The organism is Ekhidna sp. (assembly GCF_965212185.1).
Lineage (GTDB): Bacteria > Bacteroidota > Bacteroidia > Cytophagales > Cyclobacteriaceae > Ekhidna.
The window spans coordinates 1,473,602-1,492,139 of sequence record NZ_OZ243102.1; the positions used below are offsets into that span (position 1 = coordinate 1,473,602).

The 18,538-nt window shown below is 39.5% G+C and carries 19 protein-coding genes; 4 read left to right on the forward strand and 15 right to left on the reverse strand.

The window, feature by feature from the left end; genetic code table 11:
- Positions 1-1,351: 1,351 nt before the first annotated feature.
- The 5 genes from ACOMC3_RS06670 to ACOMC3_RS06690 form a co-directional block, all read right to left on the reverse strand.
- Positions 1,352-2,041: a hypothetical protein gene (locus ACOMC3_RS06670; RefSeq protein WP_420318757.1), complete on the reverse strand. Its 690-nt coding sequence runs from the start codon at positions 2,039-2,041 to the stop codon at positions 1,352-1,354.
- A 255-nt stretch (positions 2,042-2,296) separates the two neighbouring features.
- Positions 2,297-3,124, reverse strand: coding sequence for a hypothetical protein (locus ACOMC3_RS06675; protein ID WP_420318758.1), 828 nt, complete (start codon positions 3,122-3,124; stop codon positions 2,297-2,299).
- A 258-nt stretch (positions 3,125-3,382) separates the two neighbouring features.
- Positions 3,383-3,682, reverse strand: coding sequence for a helix-turn-helix domain-containing protein (locus ACOMC3_RS06680; RefSeq protein ID WP_420318759.1), 300 nt, complete (start codon positions 3,680-3,682; stop codon positions 3,383-3,385).
- On the reverse strand, positions 3,669-4,016 hold the full coding sequence (locus ACOMC3_RS06685; RefSeq protein ID WP_420318760.1) for a type II toxin-antitoxin system RelE/ParE family toxin: 348 nt from the start codon (positions 4,014-4,016) through the stop codon (positions 3,669-3,671). Before ACOMC3_RS06685 ends, ACOMC3_RS06680 begins: the two co-directional genes overlap by 14 nt.
- A 116-nt stretch (positions 4,017-4,132) precedes the next feature.
- Complete coding sequence (locus tag ACOMC3_RS06690) at positions 4,133-4,963, reverse strand: tyrosine-type recombinase/integrase (protein WP_420318761.1); 831 nt, start codon at positions 4,961-4,963, stop codon at positions 4,133-4,135.
- A gap of 146 nt (positions 4,964-5,109) precedes the next feature.
- On the opposite strand from ACOMC3_RS06690, the gene ACOMC3_RS06695 reads away from it, so the two are divergent.
- Positions 5,110-5,532 carry a hypothetical protein gene (locus tag ACOMC3_RS06695; RefSeq protein ID WP_420318762.1) on the forward strand — a complete coding sequence of 141 codons (423 nt, stop codon included), beginning with the start codon at positions 5,110-5,112 and terminating at the stop codon, positions 5,530-5,532.
- 390 nt (positions 5,533-5,922) lie between these two features.
- On the opposite strand, the gene ACOMC3_RS06700 is transcribed toward ACOMC3_RS06695, so the two are convergent.
- The 4 genes from ACOMC3_RS06700 to ACOMC3_RS06715 all read right to left on the reverse strand — a co-directional run bounded on the left by ACOMC3_RS06700 (position 5,923) and on the right by ACOMC3_RS06715 (position 9,836).
- Positions 5,923-6,150: a DUF433 domain-containing protein gene (locus ACOMC3_RS06700; protein ID WP_420318763.1), complete on the reverse strand. Its 228-nt coding sequence runs from the start codon at positions 6,148-6,150 to the stop codon at positions 5,923-5,925.
- Between the two features lie 203 nt (positions 6,151-6,353).
- On the reverse strand, positions 6,354-7,535 hold the full coding sequence (locus ACOMC3_RS06705; RefSeq protein ID WP_420318764.1) for a TlpA family protein disulfide reductase: 1,182 nt from the start codon (positions 7,533-7,535) through the stop codon (positions 6,354-6,356).
- Positions 7,536-7,891: 356 nt separating this feature from the next.
- Positions 7,892-9,526 carry a chaperonin GroEL gene (gene groL / locus ACOMC3_RS06710; RefSeq protein ID WP_420318765.1) on the reverse strand — a complete coding sequence of 545 codons (1,635 nt, stop codon included), beginning with the start codon at positions 9,524-9,526 and terminating at the stop codon, positions 7,892-7,894.
- 31 nt (positions 9,527-9,557) lie between these two features.
- Entirely contained in the window at positions 9,558-9,836 is a 279-nt protein-coding gene (locus ACOMC3_RS06715; RefSeq protein WP_420318766.1) for a co-chaperone GroES, read from the reverse strand.
- A gap of 201 nt (positions 9,837-10,037) precedes the next feature.
- Between ACOMC3_RS06715 and ACOMC3_RS06720 the strand changes: the two genes are divergently transcribed.
- Entirely contained in the window at positions 10,038-10,745 is a 708-nt protein-coding gene (locus tag ACOMC3_RS06720) for a hypothetical protein (protein WP_420318767.1), read from the forward strand.
- On the opposite strand, the gene secG is transcribed toward ACOMC3_RS06720, so the two are convergent.
- The 5 genes from secG to miaB all read right to left on the reverse strand — a co-directional run bounded on the left by secG (position 10,742) and on the right by miaB (position 16,669).
- Positions 10,742-11,128 (reverse strand): preprotein translocase subunit SecG, encoded by a 387-nt coding sequence (secG, locus tag ACOMC3_RS06725; protein WP_420318768.1) that lies wholly within the window; start codon positions 11,126-11,128, stop codon positions 10,742-10,744. The two genes, ACOMC3_RS06720 and secG, sit on opposite strands and share 4 nt — an antisense overlap.
- Positions 11,129-13,315, reverse strand: a complete 2,187-nt coding sequence (locus ACOMC3_RS06730) for a hypothetical protein (RefSeq protein WP_420318769.1) — start codon at positions 13,313-13,315, stop codon at positions 11,129-11,131.
- Positions 13,316-13,423: 108 nt separating this feature from the next.
- Positions 13,424-13,942, reverse strand: a complete 519-nt coding sequence (gene lptE, locus ACOMC3_RS06735; RefSeq protein WP_420318770.1) for an LPS assembly lipoprotein LptE — start codon at positions 13,940-13,942, stop codon at positions 13,424-13,426.
- Positions 13,929-15,215: a sigma-54 interaction domain-containing protein gene (locus ACOMC3_RS06740; RefSeq protein WP_420318771.1), complete on the reverse strand. Its 1,287-nt coding sequence runs from the start codon at positions 15,213-15,215 to the stop codon at positions 13,929-13,931. Before ACOMC3_RS06740 ends, lptE begins: the two co-directional genes overlap by 14 nt.
- Complete coding sequence (gene miaB, locus ACOMC3_RS06745) at positions 15,212-16,669, reverse strand: tRNA (N6-isopentenyl adenosine(37)-C2)-methylthiotransferase MiaB (RefSeq protein ID WP_420318772.1); 1,458 nt, start codon at positions 16,667-16,669, stop codon at positions 15,212-15,214. The genes ACOMC3_RS06740 and miaB overlap by 4 nt, the downstream gene beginning before the upstream one ends.
- A gap of 77 nt (positions 16,670-16,746) precedes the next feature.
- Between miaB and ACOMC3_RS06750 the strand changes: the two genes are divergently transcribed.
- On the forward strand, positions 16,747-17,262 hold the full coding sequence (locus ACOMC3_RS06750; protein ID WP_420318773.1) for a gamma carbonic anhydrase family protein: 516 nt from the start codon (positions 16,747-16,749) through the stop codon (positions 17,260-17,262).
- Positions 17,263-17,265: 3 nt separating this feature from the next.
- Positions 17,266-17,613 (forward strand): phage holin family protein, encoded by a 348-nt coding sequence (locus tag ACOMC3_RS06755; protein ID WP_420318774.1) that lies wholly within the window; start codon positions 17,266-17,268, stop codon positions 17,611-17,613.
- Here the strand turns inward: ACOMC3_RS06755 and ACOMC3_RS06760 are convergent.
- Positions 17,604-18,527: a type IX secretion system membrane protein PorP/SprF gene (locus ACOMC3_RS06760; protein WP_420318775.1), complete on the reverse strand. Its 924-nt coding sequence runs from the start codon at positions 18,525-18,527 to the stop codon at positions 17,604-17,606. The genes ACOMC3_RS06755 and ACOMC3_RS06760 overlap by 10 nt on opposite strands.
- Positions 18,528-18,538 lie beyond the last annotated feature (11 nt).

The window sequence follows — 18,538 nt, forward strand, 5'->3', positions numbered from 1 at the left end:
CCGGCAGATGAACGGGCGTCTCCTGATTCCATTTGCGAAGAACTATGTAAAGCCATGTGCTTTATCGCCTGTTATATTCTGCATTGTTTCAATTCTTGCAATTACGGATCAGGCTAGAAAAACCCTTTGCATCCTGAATCCGCGATAGCAGACACTCGGTAGATAACTAACCTTTTTCTGATGGAAAGCAGCATTCACGCGGGCGCTCCGTCTGACGGGCTACTGAATGAGCTGGATAATGACGAGATGAAATAAGAGGTATCAGGCAAAGGATCTTATGGAATGGGAGAGAAGGAGGACTGATGCACGAAAACTCAAGCGGTTAGGTGCTGTCAGGTACGTAGTGCGCCAGAAGTAGTTTGATGAGCTAATTGACCGTGCGATGCAAGAAAGCTATGGAAGATAAACGTTCACAGTCCTGAAAATCTAGCCTAAGTCCAACCGAAAGTTGAATATAACGACTAGATAAAGCATGTGGCTTTACCTTTTAATTAAAGTGATGAAATTAGTGAAATCTGCCGACAGTTTTTTCCTCTTCTTTTCCTTAGATGAAAAGAAGCAAAAATCAAGACAGCATGAAACCTTCCGCCCACAGGCACCCGCTGGCTCGGCATGCTGTCCTGGCCAGCACACTTTCACTTCTACGAAGTGAGCTTTTAGCCGGCAGATGAACGGGCGTCTCCTGATTCCATTTGCGAAGAACTATGTAAAGCCATGTGCTTTATCGCCTGTTATATTCTGCATTGTTTCAATTCTTGCAATTACGGATCAGGCTAGAAAAACCCTTTGCATCCTGAATCCGCGATAGCAGACACTCGGTAGATAACTAACCTTTTTCTGATGGAAAGCAGCATTCACGCGGGCGCTCCGTCTGACGGGCTACTGAATGAGCTGGATAATGACGAGATGAAATAAGAGGTATCAGGCAAAGGATCTTATGGAATGGGAGAGAAGGAGGACTGATGCACGAAAACTCAAGCGGTTAGGTGCTGTCAGGTACGTAGTGCGCCAGAAGTAGTTTGATGAGCTAATTGACCGTGCGATGCAAGAAAGCTATGGAAGATAAACGTTCACAGTCCTGAAAATCTAGCCTAAGTCCAACCGAAAGTTGAATATAACGCTCAGCTAGCGGGCGGATGTTCCGAGCTGGGCAATTTCTGATAAAACTAGCGAACCTGAACCACACGCACAAAACGGTCTATAAAAAGCTGCGTTAACTCAGACATCCGCCAGAACTGCAGGCAGTTCTTCAACACACTGAAAGTCACAGAAGGGAAGGGGAGCGGTGAGTTCCTGCAATACTTGCTAGTAGCAGTCTGACATCTGCATCGCTAGCGCATGTTGTGAGGCGTTACTCTACAGGTTTTCGGTATTTTTTGCCATTTCTTTTAAAGTATTTGGTTGTTTTTTTTTCATTCACCGTTGATGAGATGCTTCTTACCTTTCCAAAAATATCGGTCATTGCAATGTGATATAAATAATAGTAGTGATAAGCACCTCCAGTCTTTTCTTGGTCAATAAATTCTTTAGCTTCCTTTTTTTCTTGTTCACTAAATGAAAAGAAGGTTATTGTTTCTGAACCGCTTTCCTTTTCAACGCTTTGTTTTGTCAACGGGAAGCCTTCTTGATTATATGTTGTCAAGTAGCCATTGTCCATAAATTTCCAGATTACACCGTTTGGATAAAAATGGACAAATTTTTCCCAAGCCTTATTGTTATTTTCTATTAAGTTACCCGTCTTGTCGATTGTTAAGGAAGTTATTTCAGGTTCATATTCTTTTGTTTTATGAAGGTGTATCTCTGAGTTAACCGAATCCAAAGTCCACTTCGGTCGTTCACCAGAATCAGGTTCAATTGGTCGTTCACCAGAATCTGTACGAATAACAAATTCATAATTCCCGTTTGGATAGATGATTAGGATTTTAAACCAGTTACCATAGTATTGATAGTTGGCTTGATATAATCCTTCAGGGCTAGATAAGTCTTGACCAAATGATATTGAAGTAATAGAAACTAAGATGGAAACTAGAAGAATTTTCATTTCTGAAGGGTATGCCTCACAACGCCAAGCTAGCAGGAGTGCGCCCCGAACTTGGCAGAAAGAAGCTAATATAGCGCAGCTGCCCAACACCCACAACGGCTTCTACAAAGAACTGAGTTTAGAAAGACAAAATCCAGAAGCACCACAGTTGCTAGGAGAGATGCGATTTCAGAATGGGTAGCGGAGCGGTGAAGATCAGATGAAACTAGCAGAAAGATGCTCTGGCGCATTCGTGCTAGCAACTGTTATACTCCTTTACTTTGAAGCTTGATATGTACGTTCAAGAGTGTCACCCACCTCATCAATTTCCTTAGTTGTTAGGGTGTTAGCCGTTACTTTCAGTATTTGGCGAGTTAGATTTCTTCCTCGACAGAAAAATGTAATTGTGTTACTTGAATTATCATAAGAAAACACAACTTCACATTTTTGTGAGTTATCAGTTTTTGCTTGAGAGATTTTGTTATCAGTTAGCTCAAAATAGAATTTGGAATCGGAAGAAACAGGAAAGTTACCAAAACCTAAATCTTGACTCTTCAAAATCCATCTTTTACCGTAAACAAGTTCAAGTTTTTCGTTCTTAACTATTGGTTCATTGTTTGGTGACAGAAACTTAGTTGACGACACAATATCATAAAACTCCTGAGAATTTTCGCTCATTCTGGATGGAGTTGATGTTCCTATGAATACATAACCATTTCCATTGTTCATGGTCATATATACAATTGTTTGAAAAGTTATTCCCTTACCGGTTGAGTTAAAGAGGACAGACTTGAATTTTCGGTCATTAATCAAATGCTCTTTTTCTTCAATTATTTTGAAGTTTTCAAACTCATTAGGGAAAGACTCAACTACGTTTTCTTTATAGAATTCATCTAAACTTGAATTATCCGAGAATCCATAAGTTATCTGCAAATTCTCAGGTTTTGATTTTTGGTTCAGAGCTAAACTTCTTCTCGTCTCCACACCGATCCACTTATTAGCGACTTCAACAGTTAGATGACCTGCTTCGAATTTGATGATTTTAGTTTGTGCGGAAAGTTGAATTGTTAAGGTTAGGAGTAAAAAGGAGATAAATGATTTCATTAATTCTTTGGGGAAATGGAGTATAACGTCAAGATATAGCGTGTGGCTATATCCAGTTTTAAGCGATGAAATTAGTGAAATCTGCGGAAGCACACAATTGGCATGTTCAGACACGCAGCACAAGTCAATCCCTTCGGGATTTGCCCGTGGCAAATTCCTAGAGCGAGAGCTCCGGCGCAGATAGAGCGGGCGGATAGCATGCCAGTTGGCGAAGAACTAAGTAAGCCATGCGTCTATATCGCTTGTTGGGCTTTCGTGTTATACTTCTACGTTAAGTTTCAAATGGCCGCCAAGTCCTTCTCTGATAATTCGCATTAGTGTTGATAGTCGGATATCACTTGCGTTATTTTCAATTCGTGAAATGTAGGTTTTAGTTGTTCCACATTTCTTCGCCAGTTGTTCCTGGGTCATGCCTTGATTCTTGCGCATTTCTTGAAGCATCACTCCCAATCTGAAAGCTTCAAATCCTTCTTCAAAGGCTTCTCTGGATTCAGTTCCACGTTCACCGTACTCTGCGTTCAAGTGATCGTCAAAATCTATAATTTTAGTCTTGCTCATCATAATATTGTTTTTGCAGCTTTTCAGCCAGTTTTATTTCGTTCTTGGGTGTCTTCTGAGTTTTCTTTTGAAACCCGTTCAACACTACAACTAATTTACCCTTGTCAAAAAAGCAGAATATTCGATAGATGTTAGTCCCCGAGATCATCCGCATCTCATACAAGTTAGTCCCTGTGATGTTTTTGAGATATTTCGTTGGAACTCGTTCAACCGTCTTAATCAATTTGATTGTCCAGTTTATTCGCTCTTTTATCTTAGGAGTTTGCTTGTTGTAGAACTCCCAAAAATGTTCGCCAAAGATTATAACTTTTCTGACATCACCACTTTTGTTCATGCGCACAAAGTTAGCTAATTAGGTAACTTATTCCAAGTTAGAAAAGTTCAGAAGCGGGGAACTCTGCGTTCACAGGCATGAAGCCCAACAACATAATAACAGGAGCATTCCTGTTATTAACCTTTCAAATATACCCCCATTGTGTCCAATGGACTAACCACATCGCTCAGTTTTTTACTGCTAACGTGCGTATAGATCTCGGTAGTCTTGGCACTGGTGTGTCCAAGCAGATCCTGTATATAGCGTAGGTTCGTGCCATTCTCCAATAAATGTGTGGCAAAACTGTGTCGTAACGTATGTACTTTCACTGGTTTGTCAATGCCGGCACGTTCCACCGATCTCCGTAAAAACTTGCGTACACTGCTCGTAGAGTATTGCGAGCCGTCATAGCTTTCAAACAAATAATGTTTTGGTGCATACTCCAGGTAATACATCCGAAGCATTACCAGTAAACGCGCAGACAGGACGGTATTACGATCTTTGTCTCCCTTTCCATTGGAAATACGAATCTGCATCCTGTCAGAGTCAATATCACCAACTCGCAGGTTCAATGCTTCTGATACCCTTAACCCGGCACTGTATATTGTCATAAGAATGGTGCGATGTTTAATGTTGGGAGTGCATTCGAACAACCGCTGTATTTCTTCTACTGAAAGCACAAGGGGGAGACGCACCTGTTTTTTTGGACGCTGCAACGCGTACACCTGACGGTCCCAACCCAGTACATGCTCCAGGTAAAACTTAATGGCATTGATGGATTGGTTTTGATACGCCCGAGAACACTTCTTTTCTACTACCAGCTTTCGCTGAAAGAGTAAAATGTCTGTTTCCGTGATCTGATGCAGCTTTTTGGGATAGGTGTACCTCAAAAATTCCCTGAACATGTATCGATACGTGCGATGAGTAGATTCACTGTATCGCATCATTTTCATCTTGGTCTCCAGCATTCCAAGAGCCGCCTGATAGGCATCAGCCGTTTTATCTATAGTCAAATCCATTTGAGCTATAAAACTTGTCGGTTTCTGTGAATTAAGTAGATTCATATCCGGATATATCCGTTTATAAACGAATATATCCGGATAATAATACGACTATGTTTCAAGCGCATACATGTTTGAGTTGCAAAGAGCCGATCCAGGGACGAGCAGATAAGAAATTCTGTAGCGATCAGTGTAGATCTACTTATAACAACCAAAACAAAAAGCCTCATGAAGAGGCTATTAAGAAGCTCAACGCCCAACTTAGAAAAAACCGAACGATCTTAAAAACGCTTTGCCCTACAGGTAAAGCCACCGTTCGTAGGGAAGTATTAGCTGAATTGGGATTTTCGTTCAGGCACTTTACAAGTGCCTATGGTGCATCTTCAAAACTGTATTATCTGTGTTATGATTATGCATTTATGCCCATCAACGAACGATCTCAGGAGCATGGCACGATGATTCAAAAAGTATTGATCGTTCAGCAACAAGATTTTATGAAGTCATTTGATCCCTGGGAGTATTTGGCTCAGACTTGATGGCTGGTATTTAAAGCTCAGACGAAAAATGATAATAGCACTCAGTCGCAATCGTGCTAGCAGTTGATTGATAGCGTTAGTATTTCTTCTGTCTCAACGAGCTAGACGAATATACAGTCAACGTTCGTTCGAATGTTAAGTCGGGTTTAGAAGCCAATCTGTTAATAATCTTACCCGTTTCAAGTGGCTCAGTTGGTTGTTGTCTAATAAAAATGACACCAGCTCTCGGTTTGAATCCATGTTTGAAAATAAGTTCGCCGTAATATGTTCGTCCGATGTGCCTAAATCATCAACCCCTATTGAAGTGATGTCAAATCCTTTTGATTTTAAATATTTAACACTCGCAATTGGAACATTCTCGTTCGCAAGAAATTTCAATGGTTTAGTCAGTTAGGCGTTGGAATATAGAAGCCCGTCTTTCATGCAGTCCTGAATGTAAGAGAATACGGCTTGTAAAGATTCATTTGTTAAGCGAGGATAGTTCTCAAGAATCTGCTGTTCAGTCCATCCTTGAGCAAGCAGACCAATAAGGTGTTCAACGGAAATTCTGGTTCCTTTGACTGTTGGCTTGCCTAAAAGCACTTTATTGTCGGATGTTACATGTTTTCGCCAATCCATATATCAAAGTTACGAAGAATAGTAGAAAATGTTGATCGGGAGGCTACTCTCAAATCTTTAACCCATGTCTATTTTTATTCCAGTGCTTCATTTTATATGATGTCGTTTGATACCTGGGAGCATCTCGCTCAAACCTAAAGAATTGTTTTTGTAAGTAATTGTCAACCTAAGTGACCGTATGGTGCTATGAAGAATACTGGGGCTTAGTTAGTAAGCAACTCATCTAGTTTTTGATAAAAATCTTCACCCTCACCAACAAATTTTGCAATGATAATATGATTTTGATCCAGTATTATTTTCGTAGGATAACTCTGTATCCCGTACATGACGGATACATCCTTACTTAGTTCATCGTTATTTATGACATGTTCCCAATCTAACTGATGTTCTTCAATAGCTTTTTTCCATTTTGTTTCCGAGTCATTGCACGCAATTCCTAAAATCTCTATTTGGTCTTTGTATTTGCTGTAATAACTCTTCATTGTTGGAAATCCTGCAAGGCATGGTTGACACCAGCTTCCCCAAAAATCGATAATTGTATATTTTTTATTGATTGAACTTAATTTAACATCTGTTCCATCAGTAGATTTCAAACTAAAATCTGGAGCTGGTTTACCTTCAACGATATTTATTTCTGCCTCCCTGGCTTTAACAAATTTTTGATACTGATTGAATTGTTTTTCCAATGCATTTTTAAATAGCCCATTTTTAATTTCTTCATCCAGGTTGTCATAGTACTTGCCTAAAGTGTCAAGTTTTTGTCTTCCTAACAAATAAGCTGATAAATCACTTTTCAAATTCTCTTTGATGTATTGAACTTGAGATTTTCTACGGATTTCAAAAATTTCATTTCTCTTCTTAAAAAGTGCGTTAATTGATTGAAAATCTACTTTTGCAGCATATGATGAGTCTATTTCTAATTCGATTTTCACCGCCTCTGCAGTTCGAGTTACATACTTATCTCTTAGTTTGGAATACTCTTCATTAAATTGTGAGCCTGTGGCACTGTACGCTAAGTAGAATTTATTAAGCGATCCACTAACAGTTACTTTATCTTCTGGCCTGACTAATAGGAATATGTGTTTTTCTGTTGGACGATATGGTGATCCATCTGCTCTTTTAAATGCACCCTTTTCAGGAAAGAAATATGCTAATATTGGTTCGTCTAATGGATTGTTGAATTGAAAACTATTTTCTTTTGAATAAATAGTGTCTCGTAATGGTTCATCTATTTCATGAATTGTTGATACAGGAGCGTAATCAATGTAGATTGTATCGTTGCTGTTTAAACCTTCAATAGTAGCTGATAAGTTAGGTTTCTCAATGCAGGATGAAACAATGATTACAAGGCATATTGTTTTCAGAAAATCAGTTGATATTTTCATAGAATTTATTCTCAGAGATTAATTAAAGCTAGACAGACTCTGTCTTTCAAATATACCTGTTTGATATAATTAAAACTGTTTGTAGAGGTTGATAATTCTCACTTGATACACAAAGGTGTAGTGGAGCAAGACTATATGAAATCATTTGATCCCTGGGAGTATCTGGCTCAGTCTTGATTTCTGAATTTCATAACTCAGGGCCCGGCCCGCTTAGCGCCGGTCTGGGCCCAAGGCTTGTGGGGTGAGCGCCCAAATAAATTAAACAGATATACAGGAAATTGTAAGTGATACGGTCGCAAAAAAAAACCCTTCCAAAATTGGAAAGGCTTTCTATATCTATATAAGCTTAGATGTGCTTACATCATGCCGCCCATACCACCACCTGGCATTGGAGGCATTGCAGCTGCGCCTTCTTTCTCCGGCTCCTCAGCTACTACACATTCGGTAGTCAATAGGAGAGAAGCGATAGAAGAAGCGTTCTCAAGCGCTAATCTTGTCACTTTAGTTGGATCGATGATACCAGCTTTGAACATGTTCACATACTCGCCTGTAGCAGCATTGAATCCGTAATCAGCTTTACCAGCCAATACATCATTTACTACAACAGAAGCTTCGCCACCCGCGTTTTCAACAATCGTTCTTAGCGGAGACTGAATCGCATTTTTTACGATCGTTACGCCTGTATTCTGATCTTCGTTTTCAAGTGTTAGACCGTCTAGAGCCTTCATTGCTCTGATCAATGCAACACCACCACCAGCTACGATACCTTCCTGTACAGCAGCTCTTGTTGCGTGTAGGGCATCATCTACTCGATCTTTCTTCTCTTTCATTTCTACTTCAGTAGCTGCACCGATGTATAGGATTGCAACTCCGCCAGAAAGCTTAGCAAGTCTTTCTTGTAGCTTTTCTTTGTCGTAATCTGAAGTCGTGTTCTCGATTTGCTGCTTGATTTGGTTTACTCTAGCCTCAATATCTTCTTTCTTACCAGCACCGTTTACGATGGTCGTGTTGTCCTTGTCGATATTGATTTTATCAGCAGTACCTAAATAATCAAGTGTTGCGTTCTCGAGTTTGTAGCCTCTTTCTTCAGAGATTACTGTACCACCAGTAAGGATAGCGATATCCTCTAGCATTGCTTTTCTTCTGTCTCCAAAACCTGGTGCTTTTACAGCAGCAATTTTTAGTGACCCTCTGATTTTGTTTACTACTAGTGTAGCAAGTGCCTCACCTTCTACATCCTCAGCAATGATCAACAATGGCTTGCCAGTTTGAGCTGTTGCTTCAAGGATAGGAAGAAGTTCCTTCATGTTAGAAACTTTCTTGTCGTAGATCAAGATGTATGGGTTTTCCAACTCAGTTTCCATCTTGTCAGTGTTAGTCACGAAGTAAGGAGAAAGGTATCCTCTGTCAAACTGCATACCTTCTACAGTTTTCACTTCAGTTTCAGTACCTTTTGCTTCTTCTACAGTGATTACACCGTCTTTACCTACTTTGTCCATCGCGTCAGCAATCATCTTACCGATTTCTGGATCGTTGTTAGCAGATACTGAAGCTACCTGAGCGATCTCTTCAGAAGTTTTGATGTCTTTAGACTGTGATCTAAGGTTTTCTACAACAACAGTTACTGCTTTGTCGATTCCTCTCTTAAGATCCATTGGGTTAGCACCAGCTGCTACGTTTTTGATTCCGTGACCAAATATTGACTGAGTCAATACAGTAGCTGTAGTAGTACCGTCTCCAGCGTCATCAGCAGTTTTAGAAGCTACTTCTTTCACAAGCTGAGCGCCCATGTTTTCGATTGGCTCCTTAAGCTCGATTTCTTTTGCTACAGAAACACCGTCTTTTGTTACAGTAGGTGCACCGAATTTCTTGTCCAGGATGACGTTTCTTCCTTTTGGTCCAAGTGTTACTTTAACCGCGTCAGCAAGTACGTCAACACCTCTCTTAATGCTGTCTCTTGCGTCAGTATTAAAGAATATATCTTTTGCCATGATTATTATTGATTTTCTGTTTTTAGATTAATTATACTATTCCGTAAATGTCAGCTTCTTTCATAATCAAGAACTCTGTACCATCGATTGTGATTTCAGTTCCTGAATACTTTCCATACAATACCTGGTCTCCGACTTTCACGTTGATTGGTTCGTCTTTCTTACCAGTACCGATAGCGACAATTTGTCCTCTCTGAGGTTTTTCTTTTGCAGTATCAGGAATGATTATTCCAGATGCTGTTTTTTCTTCGGCCGCAGCAGGTTCTACAAGAACTCTGTCAGCTAGTGGTTTGAAATTTACTTTAGACATGTTTTTAAACGTTTATGTTTAGTTGTTTCAGATTTGAATTCAGTTATAACATTTTATGTGCCAATACTGATTTGTCAGTCCCGTTCGTAGCTTATTCTGACAATTTTACAGTCTGATATGACAATTTCCTCTAAATGCACGTTTTTCTCTTGACAAACTGACATTTCGGGAGTAATTTTTCTTTATTTAAATGAAAATTCTATGGATAGTTTAAGACATGATTGGCTCACTGAAGGCCTGATTGATTATGAGTACAAAAAGTATGTTTTACTTGCTTATTTGAAGGATGTGGGAAGAAGATTCAATCAATCTGAATTATATCCTTTCATGACTGATTTAATCTTTCATTACCGGAATTTGATCAAAGTGAGGGAGAGTAAGCAGTTGATGTATGATAACTTCCCGGAGACTTTGTCTAAAGCTGATTTCAATAAGCTGAGACTTACCTATGACAAGATTGTCAATGACGATGAAGTCATGCAGCAAATCGAAGAGGTTATTTCATTTGCTATTCCAAAAATGAAAGACATGCTGGAGGAAGGGAAGGAGCTGTATGAGTTTGTAGAGCAGCAAATCAATCTGGAGCCTGTTGGGGTTTCTCCTATTTATTCCGATGAGGGGTACTTGTTTATCAATCAAGATTCATCAAAAGATGTTTCCATCTATCGTTATCAGATGACATTTTTTGAGCATGCGGATGAAAAATATCGTAGCATGACGACTAAGTTCATCATGAATGAAATCAGGAATCTCACGAAGACTTATGAAAATATTAAGGTAGGGCTTACGAAGAAATTCACAGAGCTACCGAATCCTGCTACTTATCTAGCGGTTTCTAAATTAAGGTTCCCTTTAAATGAGACAGTGTTGCCAGTGGCTAAAAGGATGCTGGTACGGGAAATTTCTTAATTTCCCGTGGTATCTGTTTCGCTAGCTGCGCTTCCCTGAGTTAGATCTTCCAAACCTGATGCATCAGCATCTGTAGGCTGAATACCTTGAGGAATAACAGGCTGAGTAGTCTGGGCATTGTCAATGTTTGGACTGCTCAATACATCCTGATTTACATCCGGCTGAATGAAATTTGTGGAAACTGATAGAATTAAAAGAGCAATTGCAAACCCCCAAGTAAGCTTTTCCAACAAATCTCCTGTCTTTTTCACACCCATCAGCTGAGTTGTTCCTGATCCGCCAAATTGACTTGAAAGCCCACCACCTTTAGGGTTTTGTGCTAACACTACGAGGATCAATAAAACAGCTACAATTACTATTAGAGTTACAATTATTCCGTACATCTATTCAATCTTTGAAATTAAGTCCGCAAAGTAAGATTTTTTTTCCGGATATTTCAAGCTTAATGCCTCATAGATTTCAATAGCACGTTTTTTATTTCCCTGGTTAAGGTAAATTTCAGCAAGGTATTCTGAAGCTAAGTTTGGATCCCAGGCGGCACTTTTCTCTGCCAAGTCCTCCGTTTTAGTATCCTCTTTTCTTTGGTATTTAATGGTAGGGGACTCTTTGATAAACTTTTCTATGATCTCTTGTGGGTCCTTTTGATCAGACTTATCATCGTCTTTTTTTTCTTCTTTTTTGGTTGACTTGGATTTTGCAGTACTTTTCTCTTTAGCCGTTTTCTTTGTCTTTTCTTTTTTCGCAGACGTCTTTTTCGCTGGGGTCGTTTTCTCCGATTTAGTTTGTGTGGTTTTGGCTTTAGCTTCCTTTTTCAGCTCTTTCTTTACTTCCTTCTTAACTTCAGTGTCTTCCTTGCTATCCTCTTTCTTGTCAGCTTTAGGAGCTTTGGTTTCTTTTCTAACTGGTTCTTTAATTGACTTTACCCGTCGTGGGTTCTTCCTTTTTACCTCTTTTGCTTTTGATAGATCAGGAAGTCTGATTTTTTCTTCATCAGATTCTTCGCCAGAATCTTTTTTATCCTCAGCTTGATCTTCGGTTTTCTTTTCCTCTTTTGATTCTTTAGAATCTTCTTTAACAGACTCTACTGGTTCTTCTTTGGGTTTTTCCTCTACTTCTTTTGAAGAAGGCTTTTCCTCTTCTTTGATTTTGGCAGTTTCTGACGGTTTCTCTTCTTTTGCCTTTTCAGGTTCTGATGATTTCTCTTCTTTAGTCTCTTCAATTTGCGGAGGCTGTTCTTCTTTCACCTTCGCTGCTGGCTTTTCTTCTTTTTTCTCAGGCTTTGTCTCTTTTACATCATCATCCTCATCAAGAAAACTGGTATCAAAGTCCTCAGGCGGTTTAAATGAACTTCTCAATTCAAATCTTGAAAACCGGGGTTCTTTAATGACACGCTCAGCTCTTGCATCATCGTCTGCTTTTTCATCATCAGGCTTTTTATCCTCAGACTTGGCAGGAGCCTTTTCTTTCGATTTATCTTCAGGCTCTTTCTCCTCTTTTTTAGCCTCTACTGGTTCTTTAGGTTGTGTCGGTTCTTCCTTGGCTTTTGGAGGCTCTGCCTCATCAGTTTTATCTTCTTTCTTAGAATCTTCTGCTTTATCTTTTGATGGTTTCTCAGCTTTCACCTTCTCAGATAGCTCAGTTTCTTCCTCAAGGGCTACCTCTTCTTTGGCTTTTTTAGCTGCCTCTAATGCCTGCTTAGTGATTTCAGCTGCTGCGCGTCTTGCCTCATCTGCAGACTTTTGTGCTTCTGCAATAAGTTGTTTAGTGTCAAGATCGGCACCTGATGGAGGTGCTTCCTCTTTGCTTTCAACCATTTCAGGTTTACTTTCATCAGCCGTTTCAGGTTTACTTTCATCTGCCGCTTCAGCTTCTGGTGGTTCTATAGATTTCTCAGGCTCTTTTATTCCTTCCTGTTTACTTCCTTCCTGGTTACTTTCTTCTTTTTTACTTTCTTCTTTTTTAGAAGCCGGAACTGTGGCTTTCTCCAAAGCAGCCGAAACTGCGTCATCTTCTTCAATCTGCTCCTGGACTTTAGTGAATTTCTCTCTTGAAGACTTGAGGTTTTCAAGGTCACGCTGTAATTCTTCCAGAATTGAATCTAACTCGCCACTTGGTACATTGGGAACCTCAGGTTGAGGCTTTGTTTCTTTTTTCTTGAGAGCAGGAGCTGATTCTTTTCTTGGTAGGGGCTTATTTTTAGTGCTATCTGGAGCTTTTTCTTCTTGTTTTGCCTCCTTTAGAGTTGGAGCATCTGCTTTCTCCGGTTTTGAAGGTTTGTCTTCAGGTTTTAGTGGTTGTTTGTCCTTAAGTACCGGTTTTTCAATTTGTGATTGAGGTTGCTCTTTGGTAGGAGTTGCCTCGCTTGCTGGTTCTGCTACCGTTTCTGAAGGTTTACTTAAGAAAAACAGATTATCACTGAGATACTTTTTAAGCAAAATTCGGTCGGTAGAATAGATAGCTGCAGAAGCTATCCTTTTCTTTGTTTCCGGGTGATTCTGCTCCTTGCTGGCCTTGGCTAGTAATAACCTTCCACTCAAGAAATAGGGGTGCTCTTGGACTATCTCCTCCAATTTGTCCAATTGTGAGCTAGATAGATTGCTCGGATCTCTTAGACAAGTTATTAATTCAGCTTTGTTCACAGGTTATGATCACGGTGTTCAAGCTAAAATTAAGCAAAATCACCAATTTGCAACGGAAGCATTGAAGATATCTAGCACTATTTGGTCAAATATCTCTTCAACAAATGCTTCTTCCTGCGCAGCAAGATTTGCAGAGTTGTCAAAGTCTTTGAAAAATGAAAAGGATCTATCAAAGTCAAAAGTTGGATCATTGACGTTGGTATAAGAAGCTGAAATTGTAATTGTAATCCGAGATAAAGCGGAAAAATCAGCCTGACCCTGGGCACCTACAGTGGCAGCCACAGGAGTGATCGTGTAGTTGGATATATAGCCTTCTATTTGAAGATCGCCATTGTTATCTACTAAATCCAGACTGGTGTTTTGTTGAAAATAGTCTTTGATATTCTCAGTAAAGAGCACGCTCATATTGGAAGGTCCTAACGGTGCATTGTTGTAAAATGTACCTATAGAGATGGTCTTTACATCGGGAGATATGGAAGCTCCGGTAAAAGAGTACACACCACATCCACTTGCAAAGCCCAGTGAAATAATGAGTATAAGAAGGCTAAAGATCCTCAAGTTCATATTGTTTTATCTTCCTATACAAAGTTCGTTCCGAAATACCCAGGTCTTCAGCGGCGTATTTACGTTTATTATTGTTTTTTCGTAAAGCTTTGATAATCAACTCTTTTTCCTTTTTCTCAAGTGAAAGAGAGTCTTCGAATTCCATTTCATGAGTAATGTCCTCAACCTCAGAATCATAATCATCTTGATTTGAAGCAATTACTAATGTAGGCTCTTTAACATTTGAATCTTCTTTTTCCTCTTTATACTCCTCCAATTGTGCATGTGAAGAGTCAATGTTTTTGAATAAGGATTTATGATCTTTTAAGATTTCTTCATCATTGTTGCTTCCATCCAACATTTTGAAAACCAATTTCTTCAATTCTGCCATGTCGGATTTCATGTCGAACAACACCTTATAGAGGATGTCTCGCTCTGAAAAATTATCTTTTGTCTCTTCTTTGCTGACCAATGCAGGTAAACTGCTTCCTGTTCTGGGCAAATATTTCTGAAGTTGATCGAGGTTTATTTCCCGTTCAACACTCAGAACACTTATCTGCTCAACTAGATTTTTAAGCTGTCGGATGTTTCCTGGAAACCTGTGTGACTTAAGGTATTCCTGTGCATCAACAGATAGTTTGATCGGATCAGTCTTGTAATTTTCAGAAAAATCGTATGCAAACTTTTTGAATAGCAACACCACATCGTCACCACGTTCTCTGAGGGCAGGAACATAGATTGGCACGGTGCTCAGTCGATAGTATAAATCTTCTCTGAATTTTCCTTTGCTTACAGCGGTTAATAGATCGACATTCGTAGCAGCAATCACCCGAACATCGGTTTTTTGAACCTTTGATGAGCCTACTTTTATAAATTCTCCATTCTCTAATACTCTTAAAAGCCGGGCCTGAGTGCTTTGTGGCATTTCACCAATTTCATCCAAGAAAATGGTCCCACTATTAGTTACCTCAAAGTATCCTTTCCGATCGCCGGTAGCGCCAGTAAAAGCACCTTTTTCATGTCCGAATAGTTCTGAATCAATGGTTCCTTCAGGTATTGCGCCACAGTTTATGGCAATAAATTGCCCATGCTTGCGATGAGATAAGCTATGAATTATTTTAGAAAAGGATTCTTTTCCAGCTCCACTTTCACCGGTAATTAAAACGCTCATGTCAGTAGGCGCCACTTGCATGGCCACACGTATGGCATTATTGAGTTTGTCGGAATTACCAACAATCTCGAATCGCTGTTTTATAGACTGAACTTCTGAATCGATCTTAAATGTCATACTAATTCACCAAATAATGTTGCAGGTGTACAATCAGTAACTTTTACTGTCACGTAAGACCCTTTGGGAACATCCCCTTCAAAAATAATGACCTTATTTGCTGAGTTCCTTCCTTTCATTTTGTCATCTGATTTCTTGCTTGTCCCCTCAACCAGCACTGTAAATTGTTTACCAATGTCCAGCTTATTACGCTCCAGAGAAATTTCACTTTGCTTATCAATGATTTCCTGAAGTCTTCTTTTCTTCACTTCGAGTGGGATGTCATCCTCATACTTCTTGGCAGCTAAAGTGCCAGGTCTTTCCGAATAGAAGAACATGTAAGAGAAATCATACTTCACATAATCCATCAAAGACAAAGTGTCCTTATGTTCTTCCTCTGTTTCTGAGCAAAAACCAGCGATCATATCGGAACTGATGCCACATTCATGGCCAAGGATGTTACGAATTGCATCTACACGATTTATGTACCACTCACGGTCATAGGTGCGATTCATTAATTCTAATACGCGTGAATTTCCGCTTTGAGCCGGAAGGTGGATGTAATTGCAGATGTTCTCATACTTTTTCATGGTATAAAGTACTTCATCTGTAATATCCTTCGGGTGTGATGTTGAGAATCTTACTCTAAGATCAGGGTGGACTTTAGCGACCATCTCAATGAGATTGGCAAAGTTGACCACTTCTGAAACATCATCCTTTTTGTTCAGGCGGGCTTTGTTATTCTCCTCAGCGGACCACTTATATGAATCTACATTTTGACCCAATAAGGTAACTTCTCTATAGCCTTTATCGAATAAATCTTGTGCTTCTAGTACAATAGAGTGGGGGTCACGACTCCTCTCACGACCTCTGGTAAAAGGCACCACACAGAAAGAGCACATGTTGTCACATCCACGCATGATGGAGATAAATGCTGATACGCCATTACTATTCAGTCTGACTGGTGAGATATCAGCATACGTTTCTTCCCGTGACAAAAAGGTGTTAATCCCTTTTGTTCCATCTTCTGCTTGTTTGACAAGTTTCGGTAAATCCCTGTATGCATCCGGACCCAATACCAGGTCTACAATTTTTTCTTCTTCAAGAAGTTTTGATTTTAATCGCTCGGCCATACAGCCAAGTACACCAACGGTAACTTCCCTGTTGTGCTTCTTTATTCCCCTGAAGTAGTTCAGTCTATTTCTAACTGTTTGCTCAGCTTTTTCACGAATGGAGCAAGTGTTTATTAAAATTACATCTGCATGCTCTGGGGAAGAGGTGGTGCCAAAACCTTCCTTTTTAAGAATAGAAGTTACAATCTCGCTATCAGAGAAATTCATCTGGCAACCGTAACTCTCTATGTAAAGTTTTCGCTGAGTTTGAGTAGCATTTTCCTCTGTTACCTTGAATTCACATGATTCAGGTTGATCTTTCTCTACCTCTAGTAAATCTATGTCTGCTATCAGTCCTTGCATTCCGCAAAGATATGACAAGCTGTGACATTTTGTCAGCACATTTAGTAATGATTTTTTTTAGCTTTAACCGAAAAAATATGGCTCATATTCAAGAGGTGAGGGGATTTGCTCCAAAATTTGGTAATGATTGCTGGTTTGCTCCAAACAGTACCATTGTAGGAGAAGTAGAAATGGGCAATAATTGTACTATATGGTTTAGTGCAGTTCTTAGAGGAGATGTCAATTACATCAGGATTGGAAATAATACCAATATACAGGACAATGTAACGATTCACGGAACCTATGAAAAAGCGGGCACTACTATTGGTAATAATGTTTCTATCGGGCACAATGCCGTTGTGCATGGATGCACGATTGAGGACAATGTATTGATTGGAATTGGAGCCATCGTTCTAGACAATGCAGTGATCAAATCAGGATCAATCATAGGCGCTGGGACTGTCGTACTAGCAAATACTGTGGTGGAAGAGAATTCAGTGTTTGGTGGTGTGCCAGGAAAAAAATTGAAAAGTATGGATGAGGAGAATAAGGAAATGTTGGGTAGAATTGCTGGTAATTACACGATGTATGCTAGCTGGTTTAAAAATCAATAATTTATGAATGTATTAGTAAAAATTCTTTTATCCTCTGTGGCAGTAATTATTGCTTCCTATCTACTTCCGGGAGTTTATATCGATGATTTTATAACAGCCGTGATCATTGCGGTTCTTTTATCATTACTTAATGCTACTGTAAAACCTCTTTTGGTGATACTCACCATTCCAATTACGGTCGTGACGTTTGGATTGTTTTTGTTAGTTATAAATGCGCTGATTATTCTTATTACAAGTTCTATCGTACCTGGTTTTCAGGTGGATGGCTTTTGGTGGGCATTAATATTCAGCTTGTTACTTTCTTTAATTAATGCGTTACTTACAGATTTAAGTAAAGACAATCAGAAATAAACCGGACATTGAGGGTCCTTCTTGTAGTTTCTAAGTTTAATTCGATAATTAAGTAGTATTTCGTGTGTACCACGTGATTCGCTATTCAATGCATTAACTGTTGCGTCATAAGCATACCCCAATCTAAAATTCTCATTTAGAATAAGCTGAGTTAGGAAAACCAAAGCATCTCCACTTCGGTATGAGACTCCTGCATATGCGATCCCATCAAAAATGATGGTTGCATTGAGATCCCAACCAACTCTGCTCTGCTCTTGGTATCTAAATAGGGCAGAAGGACTGAATTTTATATTTCTATTAATGTCTAAAACAACACCACCTGTAGCATAATAATACCTGCTTTCTCTTGCTTCAGAAGTAGTACCATCGGCTTGAACTTGATATAGGCTATTCTCTAAAATGTACGGAACAGAAAGACCGACATACATTTTAGGATTTGCGAAATAAATACCTGTACCGAAATTAGGTGTGAATCGTGTTGGTGTTCCGGTGAGTAGTTCATCATCTTCATTAATCACGTTAAGCTGGCTAAAGTCAGATCGACGATTATCAAATCCACCTGATAAACCCATGGCAAGAATTCCTACTCCAGTTTTAATCTTATAAGCTCCACTCACATACATGGCTGACTCTTCATGTACACCTATCACATCTCTGGAAGCTTGTAATCCTAGCCCAATCTGATTGCCATAAAATGAGCTATGGACGGATAATATGTTAGAAGTAGGGGCTCCATCTACATTGATCCATTGTTTCCTATGGATGAAGCCTGCGCTGAGTATGTTCAGACTTCCGGCATAAGCTGGGTTCAAAGCAAGTCCGTTAAACATGTATGTGGACATGACCGGACGCTGCTGTGCTTGTGCACAGACAGCTAAGATCATCAATGTTATTGATACTAAGTATTTCTTCATTCTTGATAAAA

Excerpts from the sequence above, each read along its gene's own strand:
- ACOMC3_RS06755 (WP_420318774.1), top strand. The coding sequence starts at position 17,266 with ATGAATGTATTAGTAAAAATTCTTTTATCCTCTGTGGCAGTAATTATT.
- ACOMC3_RS06720 (WP_420318767.1), top strand. The coding sequence starts at position 10,038 with ATGGATAGTTTAAGACATGATTGGCTCACTGAAGGCCTGATTGATTAT.
- ACOMC3_RS06695 (WP_420318762.1), top strand. The coding sequence starts at position 5,110 with ATGTTTCAAGCGCATACATGTTTGAGTTGCAAAGAGCCGATCCAGGGA.
- ACOMC3_RS06670 (WP_420318757.1), bottom strand. The coding sequence starts at position 2,041 with ATGAAAATTCTTCTAGTTTCCATCTTAGTTTCTATTACTTCAATATCA.
- ACOMC3_RS06675 (WP_420318758.1), bottom strand. The coding sequence starts at position 3,124 with ATGAAATCATTTATCTCCTTTTTACTCCTAACCTTAACAATTCAACTT.
- ACOMC3_RS06715 (WP_420318766.1), bottom strand. The coding sequence starts at position 9,836 with ATGTCTAAAGTAAATTTCAAACCACTAGCTGACAGAGTTCTTGTAGAA.
- ACOMC3_RS06760 (WP_420318775.1), bottom strand. The coding sequence starts at position 18,527 with ATGAAGAAATACTTAGTATCAATAACATTGATGATCTTAGCTGTCTGT.
- ACOMC3_RS06680 (WP_420318759.1), bottom strand. The coding sequence starts at position 3,682 with ATGAGCAAGACTAAAATTATAGATTTTGACGATCACTTGAACGCAGAG.
- ACOMC3_RS06690 (WP_420318761.1), bottom strand. The coding sequence starts at position 4,963 with ATGCTGGAGACCAAGATGAAAATGATGCGATACAGTGAATCTACTCAT.
- ACOMC3_RS06750 (WP_420318773.1), top strand. The coding sequence starts at position 16,747 with ATGGCTCATATTCAAGAGGTGAGGGGATTTGCTCCAAAATTTGGTAAT.
- ACOMC3_RS06705 (WP_420318764.1), bottom strand. The coding sequence starts at position 7,535 with ATGAAAATATCAACTGATTTTCTGAAAACAATATGCCTTGTAATCATT.
- groL (WP_420318765.1), bottom strand. The coding sequence starts at position 9,526 with ATGGCAAAAGATATATTCTTTAATACTGACGCAAGAGACAGCATTAAG.
- ACOMC3_RS06740 (WP_420318771.1), bottom strand. The coding sequence starts at position 15,215 with ATGACATTTAAGATCGATTCAGAAGTTCAGTCTATAAAACAGCGATTC.
- ACOMC3_RS06685 (WP_420318760.1), bottom strand. The coding sequence starts at position 4,016 with ATGAACAAAAGTGGTGATGTCAGAAAAGTTATAATCTTTGGCGAACAT.
- ACOMC3_RS06700 (WP_420318763.1), bottom strand. The coding sequence starts at position 6,150 with ATGGATTGGCGAAAACATGTAACATCCGACAATAAAGTGCTTTTAGGC.
- miaB (WP_420318772.1), bottom strand. The coding sequence starts at position 16,669 with ATGCAAGGACTGATAGCAGACATAGATTTACTAGAGGTAGAGAAAGAT.
- secG (WP_420318768.1), bottom strand. The coding sequence starts at position 11,128 with ATGTACGGAATAATTGTAACTCTAATAGTAATTGTAGCTGTTTTATTG.